This is a genomic window from Pseudomonas sp. EA_5y_Pfl2_R50, assembly GCF_963970475.1.
Classification (GTDB): domain Bacteria; phylum Pseudomonadota; class Gammaproteobacteria; order Pseudomonadales; family Pseudomonadaceae; genus Aquipseudomonas.
This window is the reverse complement of sequence record NZ_CAXAPT010000018.1, coordinates 42,328-62,098: the sequence shown is the minus strand read 5'-3', so window position 1 is coordinate 62,098 and position 19,771 is coordinate 42,328. Positions and strand designations below refer to the sequence as shown.

18 protein-coding genes are annotated in these 19,771 nt (G+C 59.1%); 8 read left to right on the top strand and 10 right to left on the bottom strand.

What is annotated here, in order from left to right; all coding sequences use genetic code 11:
• Positions 1-72: 72 nt before the first annotated feature.
• The 8 genes from rseP to rpsB form a co-directional block, all read right to left on the bottom strand.
• Entirely contained in the window at positions 73-1,425 is a 1,353-nt protein-coding gene (gene rseP / locus AACY19_RS24665; RefSeq protein WP_339454183.1) for a sigma E protease regulator RseP, read from the bottom strand.
• Between the two features lie 54 nt (positions 1,426-1,479).
• The gene (gene ispC / locus AACY19_RS24660; RefSeq protein WP_339454182.1) at positions 1,480-2,670 is read right to left on the bottom strand and encodes a 1-deoxy-D-xylulose-5-phosphate reductoisomerase; all 1,191 of its coding nucleotides are present in this window, start codon (positions 2,668-2,670) and stop codon (positions 1,480-1,482) included.
• Positions 2,667-3,473 carry a phosphatidate cytidylyltransferase gene (locus tag AACY19_RS24655; protein ID WP_339454181.1) on the bottom strand — a complete coding sequence of 269 codons (807 nt, stop codon included), beginning with the start codon at positions 3,471-3,473 and terminating at the stop codon, positions 2,667-2,669. The genes ispC and AACY19_RS24655 overlap by 4 nt, the downstream gene beginning before the upstream one ends.
• A complete protein-coding gene (gene uppS, locus AACY19_RS24650; protein ID WP_122591351.1) occupies positions 3,473-4,228 on the bottom strand; it encodes a polyprenyl diphosphate synthase in 756 nt (251 codons plus the stop codon). Before uppS ends, AACY19_RS24655 begins: the two co-directional genes overlap by 1 nt.
• A 14-nt stretch (positions 4,229-4,242) precedes the next feature.
• Complete coding sequence (gene frr / locus AACY19_RS24645; protein ID WP_339454180.1) at positions 4,243-4,800, bottom strand: ribosome recycling factor; 558 nt, start codon at positions 4,798-4,800, stop codon at positions 4,243-4,245.
• The gene (gene pyrH, locus AACY19_RS24640) at positions 4,797-5,540 is read right to left on the bottom strand and encodes a UMP kinase (RefSeq protein WP_003222124.1); all 744 of its coding nucleotides are present in this window, start codon (positions 5,538-5,540) and stop codon (positions 4,797-4,799) included. Before pyrH ends, frr begins: the two co-directional genes overlap by 4 nt.
• A gap of 209 nt (positions 5,541-5,749) precedes the next feature.
• Positions 5,750-6,613: a translation elongation factor Ts gene (gene tsf / locus AACY19_RS24635; RefSeq protein WP_093436595.1), complete on the bottom strand. Its 864-nt coding sequence runs from the start codon at positions 6,611-6,613 to the stop codon at positions 5,750-5,752.
• Between the two features lie 190 nt (positions 6,614-6,803).
• On the bottom strand, positions 6,804-7,541 hold the full coding sequence (rpsB, locus tag AACY19_RS24630) for a 30S ribosomal protein S2 (RefSeq protein ID WP_003222119.1): 738 nt from the start codon (positions 7,539-7,541) through the stop codon (positions 6,804-6,806).
• A 373-nt stretch (positions 7,542-7,914) separates the two neighbouring features.
• Here rpsB and map point away from each other — a divergent pair, with 373 nt between their 5' ends.
• From map to AACY19_RS24610, 4 genes are all read left to right on the top strand, one after another.
• Positions 7,915-8,697 carry a type I methionyl aminopeptidase gene (gene map / locus AACY19_RS24625; protein WP_339454179.1) on the top strand — a complete coding sequence of 261 codons (783 nt, stop codon included), beginning with the start codon at positions 7,915-7,917 and terminating at the stop codon, positions 8,695-8,697.
• A 43-nt stretch (positions 8,698-8,740) separates the two neighbouring features.
• Complete coding sequence (locus tag AACY19_RS24620; protein ID WP_339454178.1) at positions 8,741-11,443, top strand: [protein-PII] uridylyltransferase; 2,703 nt, start codon at positions 8,741-8,743, stop codon at positions 11,441-11,443.
• Positions 11,444-11,539: 96 nt separating this feature from the next.
• A complete protein-coding gene (gene dapC, locus AACY19_RS24615; RefSeq protein WP_339454177.1) occupies positions 11,540-12,742 on the top strand; it encodes a succinyldiaminopimelate transaminase in 1,203 nt (400 codons plus the stop codon).
• A gap of 154 nt (positions 12,743-12,896) precedes the next feature.
• Positions 12,897-13,658 carry a hypothetical protein gene (locus AACY19_RS24610; protein WP_339454176.1) on the top strand — a complete coding sequence of 254 codons (762 nt, stop codon included), beginning with the start codon at positions 12,897-12,899 and terminating at the stop codon, positions 13,656-13,658.
• 12 nt (positions 13,659-13,670) lie between these two features.
• On the opposite strand, the gene AACY19_RS24605 is transcribed toward AACY19_RS24610, so the two are convergent.
• Positions 13,671-15,302 carry a Na+/H+ antiporter gene (locus AACY19_RS24605; RefSeq protein ID WP_339454175.1) on the bottom strand — a complete coding sequence of 544 codons (1,632 nt, stop codon included), beginning with the start codon at positions 15,300-15,302 and terminating at the stop codon, positions 13,671-13,673.
• Between the two features lie 346 nt (positions 15,303-15,648).
• Between AACY19_RS24605 and AACY19_RS24600 the strand changes: the two genes are divergently transcribed.
• The 4 genes from AACY19_RS24600 to AACY19_RS24585 all read left to right on the top strand — a co-directional run bounded on the left by AACY19_RS24600 (position 15,649) and on the right by AACY19_RS24585 (position 18,745).
• Positions 15,649-15,978, top strand: a complete 330-nt coding sequence (locus tag AACY19_RS24600) for an arsenate reductase (protein ID WP_339454200.1) — start codon at positions 15,649-15,651, stop codon at positions 15,976-15,978.
• Positions 15,979-15,990: 12 nt separating this feature from the next.
• Positions 15,991-17,025: a 2,3,4,5-tetrahydropyridine-2,6-dicarboxylate N-succinyltransferase gene (gene dapD, locus AACY19_RS24595; RefSeq protein WP_041478134.1), complete on the top strand. Its 1,035-nt coding sequence runs from the start codon at positions 15,991-15,993 to the stop codon at positions 17,023-17,025.
• Positions 17,026-17,138: 113 nt separating this feature from the next.
• On the top strand, positions 17,139-18,344 hold the full coding sequence (locus tag AACY19_RS24590; RefSeq protein WP_339454174.1) for an aminotransferase class V-fold PLP-dependent enzyme: 1,206 nt from the start codon (positions 17,139-17,141) through the stop codon (positions 18,342-18,344).
• A complete protein-coding gene (locus tag AACY19_RS24585) occupies positions 18,341-18,745 on the top strand; it encodes a SufE family protein (protein WP_339454173.1) in 405 nt (134 codons plus the stop codon). The genes AACY19_RS24590 and AACY19_RS24585 overlap by 4 nt, the downstream gene beginning before the upstream one ends.
• Positions 18,746-18,834: 89 nt before the next feature.
• On the opposite strand, the gene tcdA is transcribed toward AACY19_RS24585, so the two are convergent.
• The gene (gene tcdA, locus AACY19_RS24580; protein ID WP_339454172.1) at positions 18,835-19,653 is read right to left on the bottom strand and encodes a tRNA cyclic N6-threonylcarbamoyladenosine(37) synthase TcdA; all 819 of its coding nucleotides are present in this window, start codon (positions 19,651-19,653) and stop codon (positions 18,835-18,837) included.
• Between the last annotated feature and the right edge of the window lie 118 nt (positions 19,654-19,771).

Here is a 19,771-nt window from a genome sequence, read left to right as displayed (position 1 = left end):
AGTCCTTTCTTATTCCAACTGGCAATAAACAAACTGCCGCAAAATGCGGCAGATTCGCAATTCAGCGAAGCGTTACAGTCGACCCAGATCGTTGACCAGAGCAAGCAACATCACCCCGACCACCAAACTGATCCCGATCTGTATCCCCCAACCTTGCACCCGATCCGACAAGGGACGACCACGCGCCCACTCGATCAGATAAAACAACAAATGCCCCCCATCCAGTACAGGAATGGGCAGCAAATTCAGAACTCCCAGGCTAATACTCAGATAAGCAAGGAAATTCAGGAAATCAGCGACGCCCGACTGGGCAGAAGCGCCCGCCACTTTAGCAATGGTTATCGGTCCACTCAAGTTTTTTACCGAGAGCTCGCCGAACAGCATTTTCTTTAGTGAATCCAGTGTCAGGATGCTCATGGTCCAAGTGCGTCGGGCACCCTCGCCAATCGCAGCCAACGGCCCGTAACTGACCTCGCGGATCATTTCCGGTGGCCAGTCGACAGCTTTCACCCCGGCACCCAGATAACCGCTTGGCGACTTGCTCTCACCCCGGGCTGCCAAGGTGACAGGGACGTCGATTTGAGCACCATCGCGCTCGACGCGCAGCAAGATTTTGGTATCAGGACGCGTGCGAACGGTATCAACGACCTGTTGCCAGTCATTCAGCGCCTGACCATCGAGCGCCAGCAAGCGATCACCGGTTTTCAACCCGGCTGCCTGGGCCGGACCTTTCGGATCAAGCTCGGCCAGCACCGGCGGCAAGGCCGGACGCCAAGGGCGAATACCCAGCGAGCGAATCGGGTCCGGCTCATCAGCGCCCTTGAGCCAATTGTCCAGCGCCAGCTCCCGCGGCGCATCCGCCGTCGAGCCCTGCTCACGCACCACCAACTGCAAAGAACCGCTCTCGCCGAGGCGACGTACCAACTGCAGATTGACCGCCGCCCAACCGGAAGTCGGCTCCCCATCAATGGCGACGATTTCCTCACCGGCACTCAAACCGGCCTTGGCAGCAATACTGCCGGACTCCACCGCACCGATGACCGGGCGCACCTGCTCGCTGCCGAGCATGGCCAGCACCCAGAAAAACACCAAAGCGAGCAGGAAATTGGCGACAGGGCCAGCGGCAACAATGGCAATACGCTGACGTACCGTTTTGCGATTGAACGACTGATCAAGCTGATCGACCGGCACCTCGCCTTCGCGCTCGTCGAGCATCTTGACGTAGCCACCCAACGGAATCGCCGCCACGACAAACTCGGTCCCTTGCTTGTCGTGCCAGCGCAGCAACGGCATGCCGAAGCCAACGGAGAAACGCAGAACCTTCACGCCACAGCGACGCGCGACCCAGAAGTGGCCGAATTCGTGAAAGGTGACCAGCACACCCAAAGCGATCAGGGTGCCGGCAATCATATAGAGCGCGCTCATCTATTTTCTCCGCAATCCCGTTCAGTGCCGCATGAAGCCATTGTGCTGCAAAACCTATCGACCCTGACGAGCCAGCCATCGCCCGGCCAGAACCCGAGCCTTCGCGTCGGCCGTGAACACCGCATCGAGATCGTCCAGTGCAACCACGGGCTCGAGGTTCAGGACTTCTTCGATGATACTCGCGATTTCCAGATAGCGAACCCGTCCGTCGAGAAACGCTGCCACAGCCACCTCATTGGCCGCGTTCAGCATCGCCGGGGCGCTGTCACCCGCTTCAGCGGCCTGTCGCGCCAGACGCAGACAAGGAAAACGTTCCTCGTCCGGCGCTTCGAAATCCAGTCGCGCAATGGCAAAGAGATCCAGCGGGGCCACGCCAGAGTCGATACGCTCCGGCCATGCCAGGGCATTGGCAATGGGCGTGCGCATATCCGGATTACCCAGCTGGGCCAATACCGAACCATCAACGTAGTCGACCAGCGAGTGGATCACGCTTTGCGGATGGATAACCACCTCGACCTGCGCAGGCTTGGCATCGAACAACCAGCACGCTTCGATCAGCTCAAGCCCCTTGTTCATCATGCTGGCCGAATCCACGGAAATCTTGCGCCCCATGGACCAGTTCGGGTGTGCACAGGCCTGATCAGGTGAAACATGCGCCAGTTCGATCATCGGCGTCTGCCGGAAAGGGCCGCCAGAAGCTGTCAGCAAGATCCGCCGCACACCGACCTTGCCCAGACCGCGGGCAAAATCCTGAGGCATACACTGAAAAATGGCGTTGTGTTCGCTGTCGATTGGCAACAGGACCGAGCCACTCTTGCGCACCGCCTGCATGAACAAGGCGCCGGACATCACCAGCGCTTCCTTATTGGCCAGGAGAATCTTTTTGCCAGCCTCGACCGCAGCCAGCGTCGGGCGCAGCCCCGCCGCGCCGACGATGGCCGCCATCACCGCGTCGACTTCAGGGGCAGAGGCAACCTCACACAAGCCCTCCTCCCCGACCAGTACGCGGGTCGGCAACCCGGCTGCACGCAAATCATCTTGCAAGTTGCGCGCAGCTTCGGATTTCGGCACCACCGCGAACTGCGGCACATGGCGCACGCACAAGGCGAACAACTCGCTGAGCCGGGTGAAGCCGCTCAGGGCAAAAACCTGATAACGCTCCGGATGACGCGCAATGACGTCGAGAGTACTCAAACCGATGGAGCCGGTTGCCCCCAGAACAGTGATCTGTTGCGGGCGGCTCACGGTGCGGCCATCCACAGCAGCACGGCGAATACCGGAATGGCGGCGGTCAGGCTGTCGATGCGATCCAGCACGCCACCGTGACCTGGCAGCAAATTACTGCTGTCCTTGATGCCAGACTGACGCTTGAACATGCTCTCGGTGAGGTCGCCCACCACCGAAATGAACACGATCAATGCCGCACCGATCAAGCCCTTGAGCAACTCGGCCACCGTCCAGTCGCGCACCAGCCCGACAATGGCGGTAATGACCAGGCTCAGGGCCAGGCCACCATAGACACCTTCCCAGCTTTTACCAGGACTGACCTGCGGAGCCAGCTTGCGCTTGCCGAAGGCCCGGCCAGAAAAGTAAGCGCCGATATCCGCGCCCCAGACCAGCACCATCACGGCCATGATCAGCCAGTTACCCAGCGGGTACTGCTTGATCTGCACCAGGCCTTGCCAGGCCGGCAACAGGATCAACAGGCCGATCACCAGTTTGGTGGCGGCACTGGACCAATGCTCGCTCGAACGCGGGTAGGTCAGCACCAGCCAGGTCGCCACGATCCACCAGAGCACTGATGCGCCCAACACCCACGGCGCAAGGCCAGGCAGGATGTACATGACAAACAGCATCAGGGCGACCACGGCGGCAAAACCGACGCGGAAAGATTGCGCAGCGAAACCTGCCAGACGCGCCCATTCCCAAGCACCCAGGCTCACGACCAGACCGATGAACAGCGCAAAACCGGAGCCTTCGAGCAGGAAAAAACCGCACAAGGCAATCGGCAGCAGGATCAGGGCAGTGATGATTCGTTGTTTAAGCATTAAACCCGGGCTCCAGCTTCGACCTGTTCGCTCGTTTTACCGAAGCGACGCTGGCGCGAAGCGAAATCGGCCAGCGCATTGCGCATGGCATCGTGTTTGAAGTCCGGCCAGAACAGGTCGGAGAAGTACAACTCGGCGTAGGCGAGTTGCCACAGCAGGAAGTTACTGATGCGGTGCTCGCCACCGGTGCGAATGCACAGGTCCGGGAGCGGCAGATCGCCGGTTGCCAGGCAGGTCTGCAACAAATCCGGGGTGATGTCTTCCGGGCGCAGATGGCCGGCCTGGACTTCACGCGCCAGTCGCTGCGCTGCCTGCGCAATGTCCCACTGACCACCATAGTTGGCAGCGATCTGCAGGACAAAGCGGTTGGCACCGACCGTCATGGCTTCAGCTTCGCGCATCGCCGCCTGAAGCTCAGGATGGAAGCGCGAGCGATCGCCGATGATGCGCAGGCTGATGTTGTTGTCGTTGAGACGCTTGGCCTCACGACGCAATGCCTTGAAAAACAGATCCATCAAGGCACTGACCTCATCGGCCGGACGCTGCCAGTTTTCACTGGAGAACGCGAACAGCGTCAGCACCTCGACCTTCGCCTCGGCGCAGACCTCGATCACCGCACGCACCGCATCCACGCCCGCTTTATGCCCGGCAACACCCGGCATAAAGCGTTTTTTAGCCCAGCGATTGTTACCATCCATGATGATCGCGACATGGCGCGGCACCGCGGACGGCGCAGTCTGCTTGGTCTTGTCCATTAAAAGCTCGAACCTTATACGGCCATCAGATCCGCTTCTTTTTGCTTGGTAGCCGCGTCGATGTCAGCCTCGGCCTTGTCGGTGAGCTTCTGAATGTCGGCAGCGGCACGACGCTCTTCGTCTTCGCTGATTTCCTTGTCCTTGACCAGCTTCTTCAGCTCGCTCAGAGCATCGCGGCGGATATTGCGCACGGCAACACGAGCATCTTCAGCGGCACTGCGCGCCTGCTTGGTGAAACCCTTGCGAGTCTCTTCAGTCAGTGCTGGCATGGAGATCAGCAGCAACTCGCCCAGGTTGGTCGGGTTGAGGTTCAGACCAGCGCTCTGGATTGCCTTATCGACTGCCGCGAGCATGTTGCGCTCGAACGCCACGACTTGCAGGGTGCGCGAGTCCTTTACAGTGATGTTGGCGACCTGGGTGATGGAGGTGTCTGCGCCGTAGTACGGCACCATCACGCTACCCAGAATGCTTGGGTGAGCCTTGCCGGTACGGATCTGGCCAAATGCATGGGCCAGAGAGTCCAGGGATTTATGCATGCGCTCTTGAGCGTCTTTCTTGATTTCGCTGATCATTGTTGACCTTCCTCAATCAGGGTGCCTTCAGCGCCGCCATGTACGATGTTCAGCAGGGCGCCAGGCTTGTTCATGTTGAATACGCGCAGCGGCATCTTGTGGTCGCGGCACAGGCAGATAGCGGTCAGATCCATTACACCCAGCTTGCGATCCAGCACTTCATCATAAGTCAGATGATCGAACTTCTCGGCATGCGGGTCCTTGAACGGGTCAGCGGTGTAGACGCCATCGACCTTGGTCGCCTTGAGCACGACATCGGCGTCGATTTCGATTGCACGCAGGCAGGCTGCCGAATCCGTAGTAAAGAACGGATTGCCGGTACCGGCCGCGAAAATCACCACGTCTTTGGAGTTCAGGTGACGCATGGCTTTGCGACGATCATAGTGATCAGTCACGCCAACCATGGAAATGGCCGACATCACGATGGCCGAGATATTGGCACGTTCCAGCGCGTCACGCATGGCCAGGGCGTTCATCACAGTGGCCAGCATGCCCATGTGGTCGCCTGTTACCCGATCCATACCAGCTTTGCTCAGCGCTTCGCCACGGAACAGGTTGCCACCGCCGATCACCAGACCGACCTGTACGCCGATGCCGACCAACTGGCCGACTTCCAGCGCCATGCGATCCAGCACTTTCGGATCGATCCCGAACTCTTCCGAGCCCATCAGGGCCTCGCCGCTAAGCTTGAGTAGAATGCGTTTATAGCGAGCCTGATAACCACTGCCCTGCTGAGCCATTGCGAATCTCTCCTGCGGCGTATTAAAAAATTCTTTGCGAGCTGTTTTCAGCTGCGTTCACTCTAGCGTGGCGCTGCTTCAGCGCCATCGGAACATGGCTTTGTAAGTCAGTTCCAGGCGCAAACCAAATAAAAATTGGCTACCCCATCTGAAAAGAGGCTGCGCGCGTGAGCGGGCAGCCTCTTTCGGGCGACAGTTGAAAAACCGTCTTATTGCTTGGCGGCAGCCAGCTGGGCAGCAACTTCTTCAGCGAAGTTGTCGACCGGTTTCTCGATGCCTTCGCCTACCTTGTAGTAAGTGAAGGAAACGATTTCTGCGCCGCCTTTCTTGGCCAGCTCGCCAACCTTGATTTCAGGGTTCTTGACGAACGCCTGCTCAACCAGGCTCGCTTCTGCCAGGAACTTGCTGATACGGCCTTTGACCATGTTCTCAACAATGTTTTCTGGCTTGCCTTTGATTTTTTCTTCGTTCAGCTGCAGGAACACAGCTTTTTCACGCTCGATCGCTTCAGCCGAAACTTGCGAAGGCAGCAGGAACTCAGGATTGCTTGCAGCTACGTGCATCGCGATGTCTTTGGCCAGCTCGACGTCACCGCCTTTCAGAGCTACAACAACACCGATCTTGTTGCCGTGCAGGTACGAACCTACAACGTCACCTTCGATACGGGTCAGACGACGGATGTTGACGTTTTCGCCTACTTTGGCAACCAGTGCTTCACGAGCAGCTTCTTGCGAAGCGATCAGCGGAGCAGCATCGGTCAGCTTGTCAGCGAAGGCTTTTTCAACGCTGGCAGCAACGAAGTTTTTGAAGTCATCTTGCAGAGCCAGGAAGTCGGTCTGCGAGTTCACTTCCAGGATAACGGCAGCTTTACCGTCGTCCTTGATAGCGATTGCGCCTTCAGCGGCAACGTTGCCAGCCTTTTTCGCAGCCTTGATCGCGCCCGAAGCACGCATGTCATCAATGGCTTTTTCGATGTCGCCGTCAGCCTTTTCCAGGGCTTTCTTGCAATCCATCATGCCTTCGCCGGTACGCTCGCGCAGTTCTTTAACCAACGCTGCAGTAATTGCTGCCATTTTCAAATTCCTCTTGGATAGGTTTTCAACCATTCCACCCGATCGAACGGGCGTTCAATTCTTCCCGAACCACCTTGTAGCAGCTGCACGTTACAGAGCCTGTAGCTGCGCTACCAACAAACGGTTTTCGAGGTGGCAAAAAGGGGGCCAAGCCCCCTTTTTGCTTACTGAGTCAACGCCAGGGCGTCAATTACTCAGCTGCAGCCTGAGTTTCTTCAGCTGCGAATTCAACAGTGCCGCCAGCAACATTGTTGCGACCACGGATTACTGCGTCTGCCATCGAACCCATGTACAGCTGGATAGCGCGGATTGCGTCATCGTTGCCTGGGATGATGTAGTCAACGCCTTCCGGGCTGCTGTTGGTGTCGACAACGCCGATTACCGGGATGCCCAGCTTGTTGGCTTCGGTGATCGCGATGCGCTCGTGGTCAACGTCGATCACGAACAGTGCGTCTGGCAGACCGCCCATGTCCTTGATGCCGCCCAGGGAGCGATCCAGCTTTTCCAGGTCACGGGAGCGCATCAGCGCTTCTTTCTTGGTCAGCTTGGCGAAAGTACCGTCTTCAGCTTGAACTTCAAGGTCACGCAGACGCTTGATGGAAGCACGAATGGTTTTGAAGTTGGTCAGCATGCCGCCCAACCAGCGGTGATCGACGTAAGGCGAACCGCAACGTGCTGCTTCTTCAGCAACGATCTTGCCAGCGGAACGCTTGGTGCCGACGAACAGAATCTTGTTTTTGCCCTGGGCCAGACGCTCTACGAAAGTCAGAGCTTCGTTGAACATTGGCAGGGTTTTTTCAAGGTTGATGATGTGAATCTTGTTACGCGCGCCGAAAATGTACTTACCCATTTTCGGATTCCAGTAACGGGTTTGGTGACCGAAGTGCACACCGGCCTTCAGCATATCGCGCATATTGACTTGGGACATGATAGTTCCTTGATAAGTCGGGTTTGGCCTCCACGTATCCCAATGACCAACCAATGGCATAAAGCCAAAAGCACCCAGGTCATCGTGTCGACACGTGTGTGGATTTAAGCCTTTCGGGGCATCCCCGGAAAGCGGCGCATTTTATACCACAGGGCTGACAGAAACGAAACCAGAAATCAGCAATCACCCCAACGACATGCACGCAGCCCCCTTGGAACAGGCCTGACGCGCACCATTGTATAGAGAGAAGCGATGCACACCGGCGCGGATTTGCGCCGGGCGTCTGATAGAATCGCGTTTTTCAGGGTCGCAAAACGAACAGCCGCGCCCCTATTTGTATCAGCAAGCGCCGCCGAGCGCAGAGAGAGCCTGTATGACCGTCAACCTCAAAACCCCCGAGGACATCGCTGGCATGCGCGTCGCCGGCAAACTGGCCGCCGATGTGCTGGAAATGATTGCCGAACATGTCAAACCGGGCGTGACCACTGATCAACTGAACCAGATCTGCCACGACTACATCGTCAATGTGCAACAGGCCATCCCTGCCCCGCTCAACTACAAGGGCTATCCGAAGTCGATCTGCACGTCGATCAACCATGTGGTCTGCCACGGTATCCCGAACGACAAGCCACTGAAAAACGGCGACACACTGAACATCGATGTCACCGTGATCAAGGACGGCTACCACGGCGACACCAGCCGCATGTTTCACGTCGGCGACGTGCCGGTGTGGGCCGAGCGCCTGTCGCAGGTCACTCAGGAATGCATGTACAAGGCCATCGAAATCGTCAAGCCTGGCTGCCGCCTCGGCGACATCGGTGAAGTCATCCAGAAGCACGCTGAAAAGAACGGTTTCTCGGTGGTTCGCGAGTTCTGCGGCCACGGCATCGGCAAGGTCTTCCACGAAGAACCGCAGATCCTTCACTACGGTCGCGCCGGCACCGGCCTGGAACTGAAGGCGGGCATGACGTTCACCATCGAGCCGATGATCAACCAGGGCAGAGCCGACACCAAGGTATTGGGCGATGGCTGGACCGCGATCACCAAGGACCGCAAACTCTCGGCCCAATGGGAACACACACTGTTGGTGACCGACACCGGTTACGAAATCTTCACCCTGCGCGCTGATGACACCATCCCGCGCGTTTCGGCCTGAACCACTCAACGCTCCCAGCCTTTTATAGAAGGAAAGCCAATCGATGCCGCAGGTGGACCCCGAACTCTTCGACCGTGGCCAGTTCCAGGCTGAACTGGCCCTGAAAGCGAGTCCCATTGCGGCGTTCAAAAAAGCGATCCGCCAGGCCCGCGATGTTCTCGACGCGCGTTTTCGCAGCGGCCGCGACATCCGCCGGCTGATCGAAGATCGCGCCTGGTTCGTCGACAACATCCTGCAAAAGGCCTGGGAGCAGTTCAACTGGAGTGAAGACGCCGACATCGCGCTGGTCGCGGTCGGTGGTTATGGCCGAGGTGAACTGCACCCCTATTCCGACATCGATTTGCTGATTCTGCTGGACAGCGCCGATCACGAGATTTTCCGCGACTCCATCGAACGTTTTCTGACGTTGCTGTGGGACATCGGCCTGGAAGTCGGTCAGAGCGTGCGCTCGGTCGATGAATGCGCCGAAGAGGCCCGCGCCGACCTTACAGTCGTCACCAACCTGATGGAAAGCCGCACCATTTGTGGCCCCGAGCGTCTGCGTCAGCGCATGCTCGATGTCACCAGCACTGCACACATGTGGCCGGCCAAGGAGTTTTTCCTCGCCAAGCGCGCCGAACAGAAGGCTCGCCACCACAAGTACAACGACACCGAATACAACCTCGAGCCCAACGTCAAAGGCTCGCCCGGCGGCCTGCGCGACATTCAGACCATTCTCTGGGTCGCCCGGCGCCAATACGGCACGCTGAACCTGCGCGCCCTCGCTGGCGAAGGCTTTCTGGTCGAAAGTGAAAACGCCCTGCTCGCCTCTTCGCAGGAGTTCCTGTGGAAAGTGCGCTACGCCCTGCACATGCTCGCCGGACGTTCCGAAGACCGTTTGCTGTTCGATCATCAACGCACCATCGCCGGCCTGCTCGGGTTCGAAGGTGACGACGCCAAGCAGGCCGTCGAAAACTTCATGCAACAATATTTCCGCGTGGTGATGAGCATTGCCCAGCTCAGCGACCTGATCATCCAGCACTTCGAGGAAGTCATCCTCGCCCCCGAAGACGAAGCGCCGCCAGAGCCGATCAACGCGCGATTCCAGCTTCATGACGGCTACATCGAAGCACGTAACGACAACGTGTTCCGCCGCACGCCGTTCGCCATGCTTGAAATCTTCGTGCTGATGGCCCAGCAGCCGGAAATCAAAGGCGTGCGCGCCGACACCATCCGTCTGCTGCGGGAAAACCGTCACCTGATCGACGACAATTTCCGCAACGACATTCGCAACACCAGCCTGTTCATCGAGCTGTTCAAATGCAAGATCGGCATCCATCGCAACCTGCGGCGGATGAACCGTTACGGCATTCTCGGGCGCTACCTGCCGGAGTTCGGGTTTATCGTCGGGCAGATGCAGCACGACCTGTTCCACATTTATACAGTCGATGCGCACACGCTGAATCTGATCAAGCACTTGCGTAAGTTGCAGTACACCCAGGTGTCGGAAAAATTCCCGCTGGCCGCCAAGCTGATGGCCAAACTGCCTAAGCCTGAACTGATCTACATGGCCGGCCTGTACCACGACATCGGCAAGGGTCGGCACGGCGATCACTCGGAGATCGGCGCGGTCGATGCCGAGGCGTTCTGCCAGCGTCATCAATTGCCGGTATGGGACAGCCGCCTGATCGTCTGGCTGGTGCAGAACCACCTGGTGATGTCGACCACCGCCCAGCGCAAGGATTTGTCCGACCCGCAGGTGATCCACGATTTCGCGCAGGCAGTCGGTGACGAAACCCGCCTCGACTATCTGTATGTGCTGACCGTGGCCGACATCAACGCGACCAACCCGACGCTGTGGAACTCGTGGCGTGCCAGCCTGTTGCGTCAGCTCTATACCGAGACCAAGCGCGCCCTGCGCCGTGGTCTGGAAAATCCAGTGGATCGCGAAGAGCAGATTCGCCAGACGCAAAGCGCCGCGCTGGACATTCTGGTTCGCGGCGGTACCGATCCGGACGACGTCGAGCAGCTGTGGGCGCAATTGGGCGATGACTATTTCCTGCGCCACACCGCCGGCGACGTGGCCTGGCACAGCGACGCGATCCTCCAGCAGCCGGCCGATGGCGGTCCGCTGGTGCTGATCAAGGAAACCACCCAGCGCGAGTTCGAGGGCGGCACGCAGATCTTCATTTATGCGCCAGACCAGCACGATTTCTTCGCTGTAACCGTGGCCGCGATGGACCAGCTCAACCTGACCATTCACGACGCCCGGGTCATCACCTCCAGCAGCCAGTTCACCCTCGACACCTACATCGTGCTCGACGCTGATGGCGACTCGATTGGCGACAACCCGGAACGGGTCAAACAGATCCGCTCAGGCCTGACCGAAGCCCTGCGCAACCCTGATGATTACCCGACGATCATCCAGCGACGGGTGCCGCGCCAGCTCAAGCATTTCGCTTTTGCGCCGCAGGTGACGATCCACAATGACGCCCAGCGCCCGGTCACGGTACTGGAACTCACCGCACCTGACCGCCCGGGCCTGCTCGCGCGCGTCGGCGGGATATTCCTGGAATTCGACCTCTCGCTGCAGAATGCCAAGATCGCCACCCTGGGCGAGCGGGTCGAGGACGTGTTCTTCATCACCGACGCCCATAACCAGCCGCTGTCCGATCCGCTGCTGTGCAGCCGCTTGCAGGATGCGATCGTTGAGCAGTTGAGCGTCAATCAGGAACCAGATATCAAGCTTTCACGCATCGGTATTTGAACACCCCTTCCCCTGTGAAAGCAGCCCCCTGCATTTCCCTGGAACACACAATCCCCTGTGGCGAGGGGATTCTCTTGCAGATTGAAAGAGGCCCCAATGAACAACGCTCTGAACCAGCTCCAGCCCTACCCGTTCGAAAAGCTCCGCGCCCTGCTCGGCACGGTGACGCCGAATCCGGACATGCGTCCTATCGCGCTGTCCATCGGCGAACCGAAACATCGTTCGCCGAGTTTTGTCGCCGAGGCGCTGGCCCACAGTCTGGACCAGATGGCGGTGTACCCGACCACCCTCGGCATCCCGGCCCTGCGCGAAGCCATCGCCGGCTGGTGCGAGCGTCGTTTCGGCGTACCGACCGGCTGGATCGATCCGGCGCGTAACGTGCTGCCGGTCAACGGCACCCGTGAAGCGCTGTTCGCGTTCACCCAGACCGTGGTCAATCGTGGCGACGACGCACTGGTCGTCAGCCCGAACCCGTTCTACCAGATCTACGAAGGCGCGGCGTTCCTCGCCGGGGCCAAGCCGCACTATCTGCCATGCCTGGACGAAAACGGCTTCAACCCGGATTTCGACGCCGTTTCGCCGGACATCTGGAAGCGCTGCCAGATCCTGTTCCTCTGCTCGCCGGGCAACCCGACCGGTGCGCTGATCCCGGTCGACGTGCTGAAAAAGCTCATCGCCCTGGCCGACGAACACGACTTCGTGATTGCCGCCGACGAGTGCTACAGCGAACTGTACTTCGACGAGCAAACCCCGCCACCGGGCCTGCTCAGCGCTTGCGTCGAACTGGGCCGCCAGGACTTCAAGCGATGCGTGGTGTTCCACAGCCTGTCCAAGCGCTCCAACCTGCCAGGCCTGCGCTCCGGATTTGTGGCGGGTGATGCCGAGATTCTCAAGGGTTTCCTGCTCTATCGCACTTACCACGGCTGCGCCATGCCGGTGCAAACCCAACTGGCCAGCATCGCCGCCTGGAATGATGAAGTCCATGTCCGCGCCAACCGTGCGCTGTACCGCGAGAAGTTCGACGCCGTGCTGGAAATCCTAAGTCCGGTGATGGACGTGCAGCGCCCGGACGGCAGCTTCTATCTGTGGCCGAACGTACAGGGTGACGACGCGGCATTCTGCCGGGATCTGTTTGCCGAAGAACATGTCACCGTGGTACCAGGCTCTTACCTGTCGCGCGAAGTGGACGGTGTGAACCCAGGGGCCGGTCGCGTGCGCATGGCACTCGTTGCACCATTGGCTGAATGCGTTGAAGCCGCCGAACGGATAAAGGCTTTTATTATTCGTCATCCTTCTTGATAACACCGCGCTCGCACGATGCAATGTCGTGCGAGCACCCCCAACATACAGCAATACATAAAAACACCATTAAACTTCTCCAAGTTCAATCTCGGCGTTATTCTTCGCAGCGCAACTCAAACTTACCATCCAGACAAACATGGAACTTATACGCATGGAAAGCATAGTGCTTTGCGAAGTTATAAAGCCGGGCAACATTACCGATGCCTATGAAAAGGCAATTAATGAAAACCCGCACAACCGGCCGTCTTCGACATCTGGCCGACAAAAACGCTCGGTGGGCAAACACACCAAATTCTGGACCCCAGGCCGCACACTCAGGATTGCCTTCCTCAACGGCGACCAGAAATTCAAACAAACCGTCAAGGACGCCGCCGCTGCCTGGGAGACTCATATCAATCTCAACTTCGACTTTGTGGAAGGCACGCAGGGCGACATTCGCATCAGCAGTAACACCTACTCTTACTATGCATCGACGATTGGTACAGATGCGTTACTGATCGATGATCCTGATGAGCCCACCATGCACATCGGTACGGATTATTGGTGGGACCGTTACATCCCGAATATCATTCACGAGTTCGGACATATGCTGGGACTGGAACACGAACACTTGCATCCGCAATGCAATATCCCATGGGACAAACCGGCCTTATATCAATCGCGCGGTGTACTGGATGAAAGCAATCCTGTTTATGCCCCCACAAAAGAACAGGTCGACGCCGCTTTCCTTAATCTTCTGGATCTTAGCGAAGTTAACTTCTCACCCTATGATTCAAAATCCATCATGCACTATGAAATCAGACAGCAATGGACGATTGGGGATTTCAAAGTTGACTTCAACTACACCCTGAGCGATGCGGATAAGGCTTTTGTCAGCCAGGTTTATCCGCAACCCGAGGCGCAGAGCGAATAAGCAGGACGCAGGTCACTTGACCTGCCCCAGATTCGCTTCACTCAAATCCAGCTCACCCAATACCTCACGCAACACGTCATCGCCGATCTGGTGATGGCGGCTGAGGCTATACAGCTCAAGACGCTGCGCCCGCAGCGCCTTCAAACGCAGGCGGCGCTCCAGCAGATCCATCTGGAACGCCAGCGCCTGGGCTTCCGCCGAATCGTTGAACACGTCGAGCTGATGGCGATACTCGGACATGATCCGCGCCTTCAGCTCCGCCGAAAGCGCAGCCTGCGCAGCATCCTGCGGGCCGACCTCTTCGGTTTCCAGCGCATGAATCGCCGCCTCAGCCGTCTTGCGCCAAGCGTCGCGCACCTCCTGTCGCCGCTTGTCGTCCGGGCTTTTTTCGATACCGCGCAGCAGCAACGGCAAGGCGATACAGGCGCAGATCAGCGACAACAGAATCACCCCGGCCGCAATGAAAATCAGCAGGTCACGCTCAGGGAACGCCTCGGCTCCCATCAACATCGGCACCGACATCACACCGGCCAGCGTCACCGCCCCGCGCACACCGCCGACGGTCAGTAGCCAGCAGGAACGGGCTGTCGGCACTTGCGTCAGGTCGCCCTTGCCGCGCATACGCCGCAGCAATACTGACAGACGCCAGATGCTCTGCACCCAAATAAAGCGCAACAGCACCAGCGCGAGGAAGATCGCCACCACGTCGAGGCCCCGGTACAGCAACGTCGGCCACAGCGTCGGTTCGTGGCTGACCACGGCTTTGATGATGTCCGGCAGTTGCAGGCCGAGCAGCAAGAAGATCAGACCGTTGAAGGCAAACTCCAGCAGCGACCAGACGCTGCGATTAAGCAAGCGGGTGCTGGTCTGCCGCGGCAACAGATCGAGCCAGCTCTGCATCATCCCCGCCGCCACCGCCGAAAGAATGCCCGAAGCGCCCAGTCGTTCGGCCAGCACATAGGCGGCAAACGGTAGCAGCAACATGAACACCACATGGGTCGCCGGATCGTCCCAGCCGCGGGCGATCATCCACGCACGCAGGCGCCCGACCAGCCAGCTCAGTGCCACGCCGACCGCCAACCCACCGAGCGCCACCAGGACAAAAGTCAGGCTGGCATTGGTCAGCGAAAACACGCCCGTGATAGCGGCGGCCAGTGCGAACTTGAAAGTCACCAGGCCCGAGGCATCGTTCATCAGCGCCTCGCCCTGCAAGATATGCATGAGCGGGGTCGGCAAGCGGTTTTGCGAAATGGCCGAAACGGCGACCGCGTCCGTCGGCGACAACACCGCCGCCAGGGCGAAGGCCACCGGCAACGGAATTGACGGCAACAACCAATGAATGAAGTAGCCGGCGCCGACCACGGTGAACAGCACCAGACCGACCGCCAGCGTCAGGATCGGGCCGCGCAGGTGCCAGAACTCGCGCTTGGGCATGCGCCAGCCGTCGGAAAACAGCAACGGAGGCAGGAACAGAAACAGGAACAGTTCGGGGTCCAGCGCCACGTGCAGCCCCAGCGTCGGCCAGGCAAGCAAGGCGCCTGCCGCGATTTGTACGAGCGGCAAGGGCAGCGGGATGACCCGTCCGACAAGACGCGAAACGCTGACCAGCATCAGCAGGATCAGGACGGTGTAAGCGGTTTGCATAAAGCGGAAATCTCAGACAATCGACAGCGTTGAACTGCCATATTAGCCGCTTAGGCTGTGTCTGACCGTTGCACCTATGTCGCACTGTTGGAACGCAGTCCCCTTGTGGGAGCGAGCCTGCTCGCGAATACGGTGTGTCATGAACAGAGATTTTGACTGACAAGGACTCTTCGCGAGCAGGCTCGATCCCACAGGTTTTGCAGCGTTACGACAACCGTGGCCGACGAAACCGTTTGGTCATGGCATAATCCGTCACCATTTTTTCTCCAGCACCTGTAAAGGGGGCGATTCCTTGACCGTATCAAGTAAAACGTTGCACCTTTTCGGCATCAAAGCCTGCGACACCATGAAGAAGGCGCGCACCTGGCTCGATGAACACGCTGTCAGCTACGACTTTCACGATTACAAAACCGCCGGCATCGACCGTGAGCACCTGACCCAATGGTGTAACGAACACGGCTGGCAAACGGTGTTGAACCGCGCAGGCACGACCTTTCGCAAACTCGAAGACGAACGCAAAGCCGATCTCGACCAGTCGAAAGCCATCGAACTGATGCTCGCTCAACCCTCGATGATCAAGCGCCCGGTGCTCGATCTCGGTGACCGAACCCTGATTGGCTTCAAGCCAGATATCTACGCGGCCGCTCTGAAGCAAGCAGCCCGTCACTCTTTGTAGAGGTGTATTTACATGTCCAATTCCCTGTTCAGCATCGCCTTTGGTGTCGGCACTCAGAACCGTCAAGGGGCATGGCTGGAAGTGTTCTACGCCCAGCCACTGCTCAACCCTTCGGCCGAACTGGTCGCCGCTGTTGCGCCAATCCTCGGTTACACCGAAGGGAACCAGGCCATCACTTTCACCACCGCCCAGGCGGCGCAACTGGCTGAAGCCGTGAAAGGCATCGACGCCGTGCAAGGCAAGCTGCTGACCCGTCTGGCTGAAAGCCACAAGCCGCTGGTCGCCACCCTGCTGGCCGAAGACGCGCAGCTGACCTCGACGCCTGAGGCGTACCTCAAGCTGCACCTGCTGTCGCACCGTCTGGTCAAGCCGCACGGCGTGAGCCTGGCCGGTATCTTCCCGCTGCTGCCGAACGTTGCCTGGACGAGCCAAGGCGCCATCGACCTGAGCGAACTGGCGGAAATGCAACTCGAAGCCCGTCTGCGCGGCGAGCTGCTGGAAGTATTCTCGGTGGACAAGTTCCCGAAAATGACCGACTACGTGGTGCCGGCCGGTGTGCGTATCGCTGATGCCGCACGTCTGCGTCTGGGCGCTTACGTCGGTGAAGGCACCACCGTGATGCACGAAGGCTTCATCAACTTCAACGCCGGCACCGAAGGCCCGGGCATGATCGAAGGTCGCGTTTCCGCTGGCGTATTCGTCGGCAAGGGTTCGGACCTGGGCGGCGGTTGCTCGACCATGGGCACCCTGTCGGGCGGCGGCAATATCGTGATCAAGGTTGGCGAAGGCTGCCTGATCGGCGCCAACGCCGGTATCGGTATTCCGTTGGGCGACCGCAACACTGTTGAGTCGGGCCTGTACGTGACCGCCGGCACCAAGGTTGCGCTGCTGGACGAAAACAACAACCTGGTTAAAGTTGTGAAGGCGCGTGAGCTGGCCGGTCAGACCGACCTGCTGTTCCGTCGCAATTCGGAAACCGGTGCTGTGGAATGCAAAACCCACAAATCGGCAATCGAACTGAACGAAGCGCTGCACGCTCACAACTAAGCGGCACATTGATAACCTGTGGGAGCGACGGTTCGACCTGCTCGCGAAGCTTTTAGCGTCCTCGAGGACGCCTTCGCGAGCAGGCTCGCTCCCACTGGGTCAGGCGTATACACATGATGATTCCCTCCCCGTGGCGCGCCGATTTCCCGGCCATCGCCGCGCTGCAACGGCAAGACCAGACCTATCTGGACAACGCCGCCACCACGCAAAAACCCCAAGCCCTGCTCGACGCATTGACGCATTACTACGCCAACGGCGCAGCCAATGTGCACCGTGCGCAACACTTGCCCGGCGCCCACGCCACGCAGGCGTTCGAAGACAGTCGGCTGAAGGTCGCGCAATGGCTCAATGCCGGTGACAGCGGGCAGATCATCTTTACCCATGGCGCCACCAGCGCGCTGAATCTCCTGGCCTATGGCCTGGAACATCTTTTCCAGCCGGGCGATGAAATTGTCATCAGCGCCCTGGAGCATCACGCCAACCTGCTGCCGTGGCAGCAACTGGCTCAACGACGCAGCCTGAAGCTGGTCATTCTGCCGCTGAATGCTGATGGCGTGATCGACCTCGGCGCAGCGGTGCATCTGATCGGTCCGCGCACGCGCTTGTTGGCCGTCAGTCAGCTGTCTAACGTCCTCGGTGCCTGGCAGCCACTGCCCGCTCTGCTGGGCATGGCCAAGGCGCAGAACGCCCTGACTGTGGTCGATGGCGCCCAAGGCGTGGTGCATGGTCGGCATGACGTACAAGCGTTGGGTTGCGATTTCTACGTGTTTTCCAGCCACAAACTGTATGGCCCCGATGGCCTGGGCGTACTGTTCGGGCGCAACGCGGCGCTCGAGCTGTTGAAGCCACGGCAGTTCGGTGGCGAAATGGTGCTGGAAGCCAACTATCACGACTCGCGCTTCCGCCCTGCACCGCTGGGCTTTGAAGCGGGTACGCCACCGATTGCCAGTGTCATCGGCCTCGGCGCGACGCTCGATTATCTGGCCGGGCTTGATCAGGACGCGGTGTCCGCCCATGAAGCGGCGTTGCATGACTATTTGCTGCGTGGCCTCGCGGCGCGTAACGGCGTTCGCTTGCTCGGCAAGCCGCAATTGGCCCTGGCCAGTTTTGTCGTCGAAGGCGTGCATAACGCCGATCTGGCGCACTTGCTGACCGAGCAAGGCATTGCTGTGCGCGCCGGGCATCATTGTGCGATGCCGCTGCTCAAAAGCTATGAGCTGGCCGGGGCGATTCGTGTGTCGCTGGCGCTGTACAACGATTCTGAGGATCTGGAGCGATTCTTTGAAGCACTGGATCAGGCGCTGGAGTTGCTGCGATGAGCTTGCCGGTCGACGCTGCCGAGGCACTGCAAACTTTTCAGAGCGCTGCCGGTTGGGAACAGCGCGCGCGGTTGTTGATGCAGTTTGGTGAGCGCTTGCCGGCGCTGAATGACGCGGACAAGTGCGAGGCCAACCGGGTGCATGGTTGTGAAAGCCAGGTGTGGCTGGTTGGGGAATTGCGTGACGGTCACTGGCAGTTCAGCGCCAGCAGCGACGCGCGGATGATTCGCGGATTGGTGGCATTGTTGCTGTTGCGGGTTAACGGGTTATCGGCCGTCGAGTTGCAGCAGGTGGACTTGCCAGACTGGTTCAGTCAACTCGGCCTTTCCCGGCAGTTATCGCCATCGCGCAGCAATGGCCTGAATGCCGTGCTCCAGCGAATGAATGAGTTGGCCGGTTAATCGCCTTCGCGAGCAGGCTCGCTCCCACAGGGAAATGCATTTCAATGTGGGAGCGAGCCTGCTCGCGAAGAGGCCATCAGCCTCACCGATCAAACCTCAGGTTTAATGCGATCCGCTGGGCGCCGCACTCCCGCCACAATCTTGTCCACAGCCTTGGTCGCCGCAACCATGCCGAACGTCGCCGTTACCATCATCACCGCGCCGAACCCGCCAGCGCAGTCCAGCTTCACGCCATCGCCAACAAAACTCTTCTGCAAGCAAATGCTGCCATCCGGTTTCGGATAGCGCAGCTGCTCCGTGGAAAACACGCACGGCACGCTGTAGTGACGGGTCATGGTGCGAGAGAACCCGTAATCCCGGCGCAACGTCGAACGCACTTTCGAGGCCAGCGGATCGTTGAACGTGCGGTTGAGATCGCACACCTGAATCAGCGTCGGATCAATCTGCCCGCCCGCGCCGCCGGTGGTGATGATCTGGATCTTGCGGCGCTTGCACCAGGCGATCAGTGCCGCTTTGGCGTTGACCGCGTCGATGCAATCGATCACGCAGTCGATGTTCGGGGTGATGTATTCGGCCATGGTGTCGCGGGTGACGAAGTCCGCCACCGCATGCACGGTGCAATCCGGGTTGATCCCGCGCAGGCGCTCGGCCATGACCTCGACCTTGGGTTGGCCGACGGTGCTGTCCAGGGCGTGCAACTGGCGGTTGGCATTGCTGACGCAGACATCGTCGAGGTCGAACAGCGAGATTTCGCCGACGCCACAGCGGGCGATGGCTTCCGCCGCCCAGGAACCGACACCACCGACGCCGACAATCGCCACATGGGCCGCGCGCAAGCGCTCCATGCCTTCGATGCCATACAAACGGGCGATGCCTGCAAACCGCGGATCTTCTGTACTCATGACCATTACCCCAAAAACCGGCGCGCATTATAGGGCTACACGGCGACAAGTTTTAAGCTTCGAACTACAAGTGTAAGAACTTAAGTCAAAGCCGGCTGCCCAAAGTCGGGCATTTCCCTGTTTG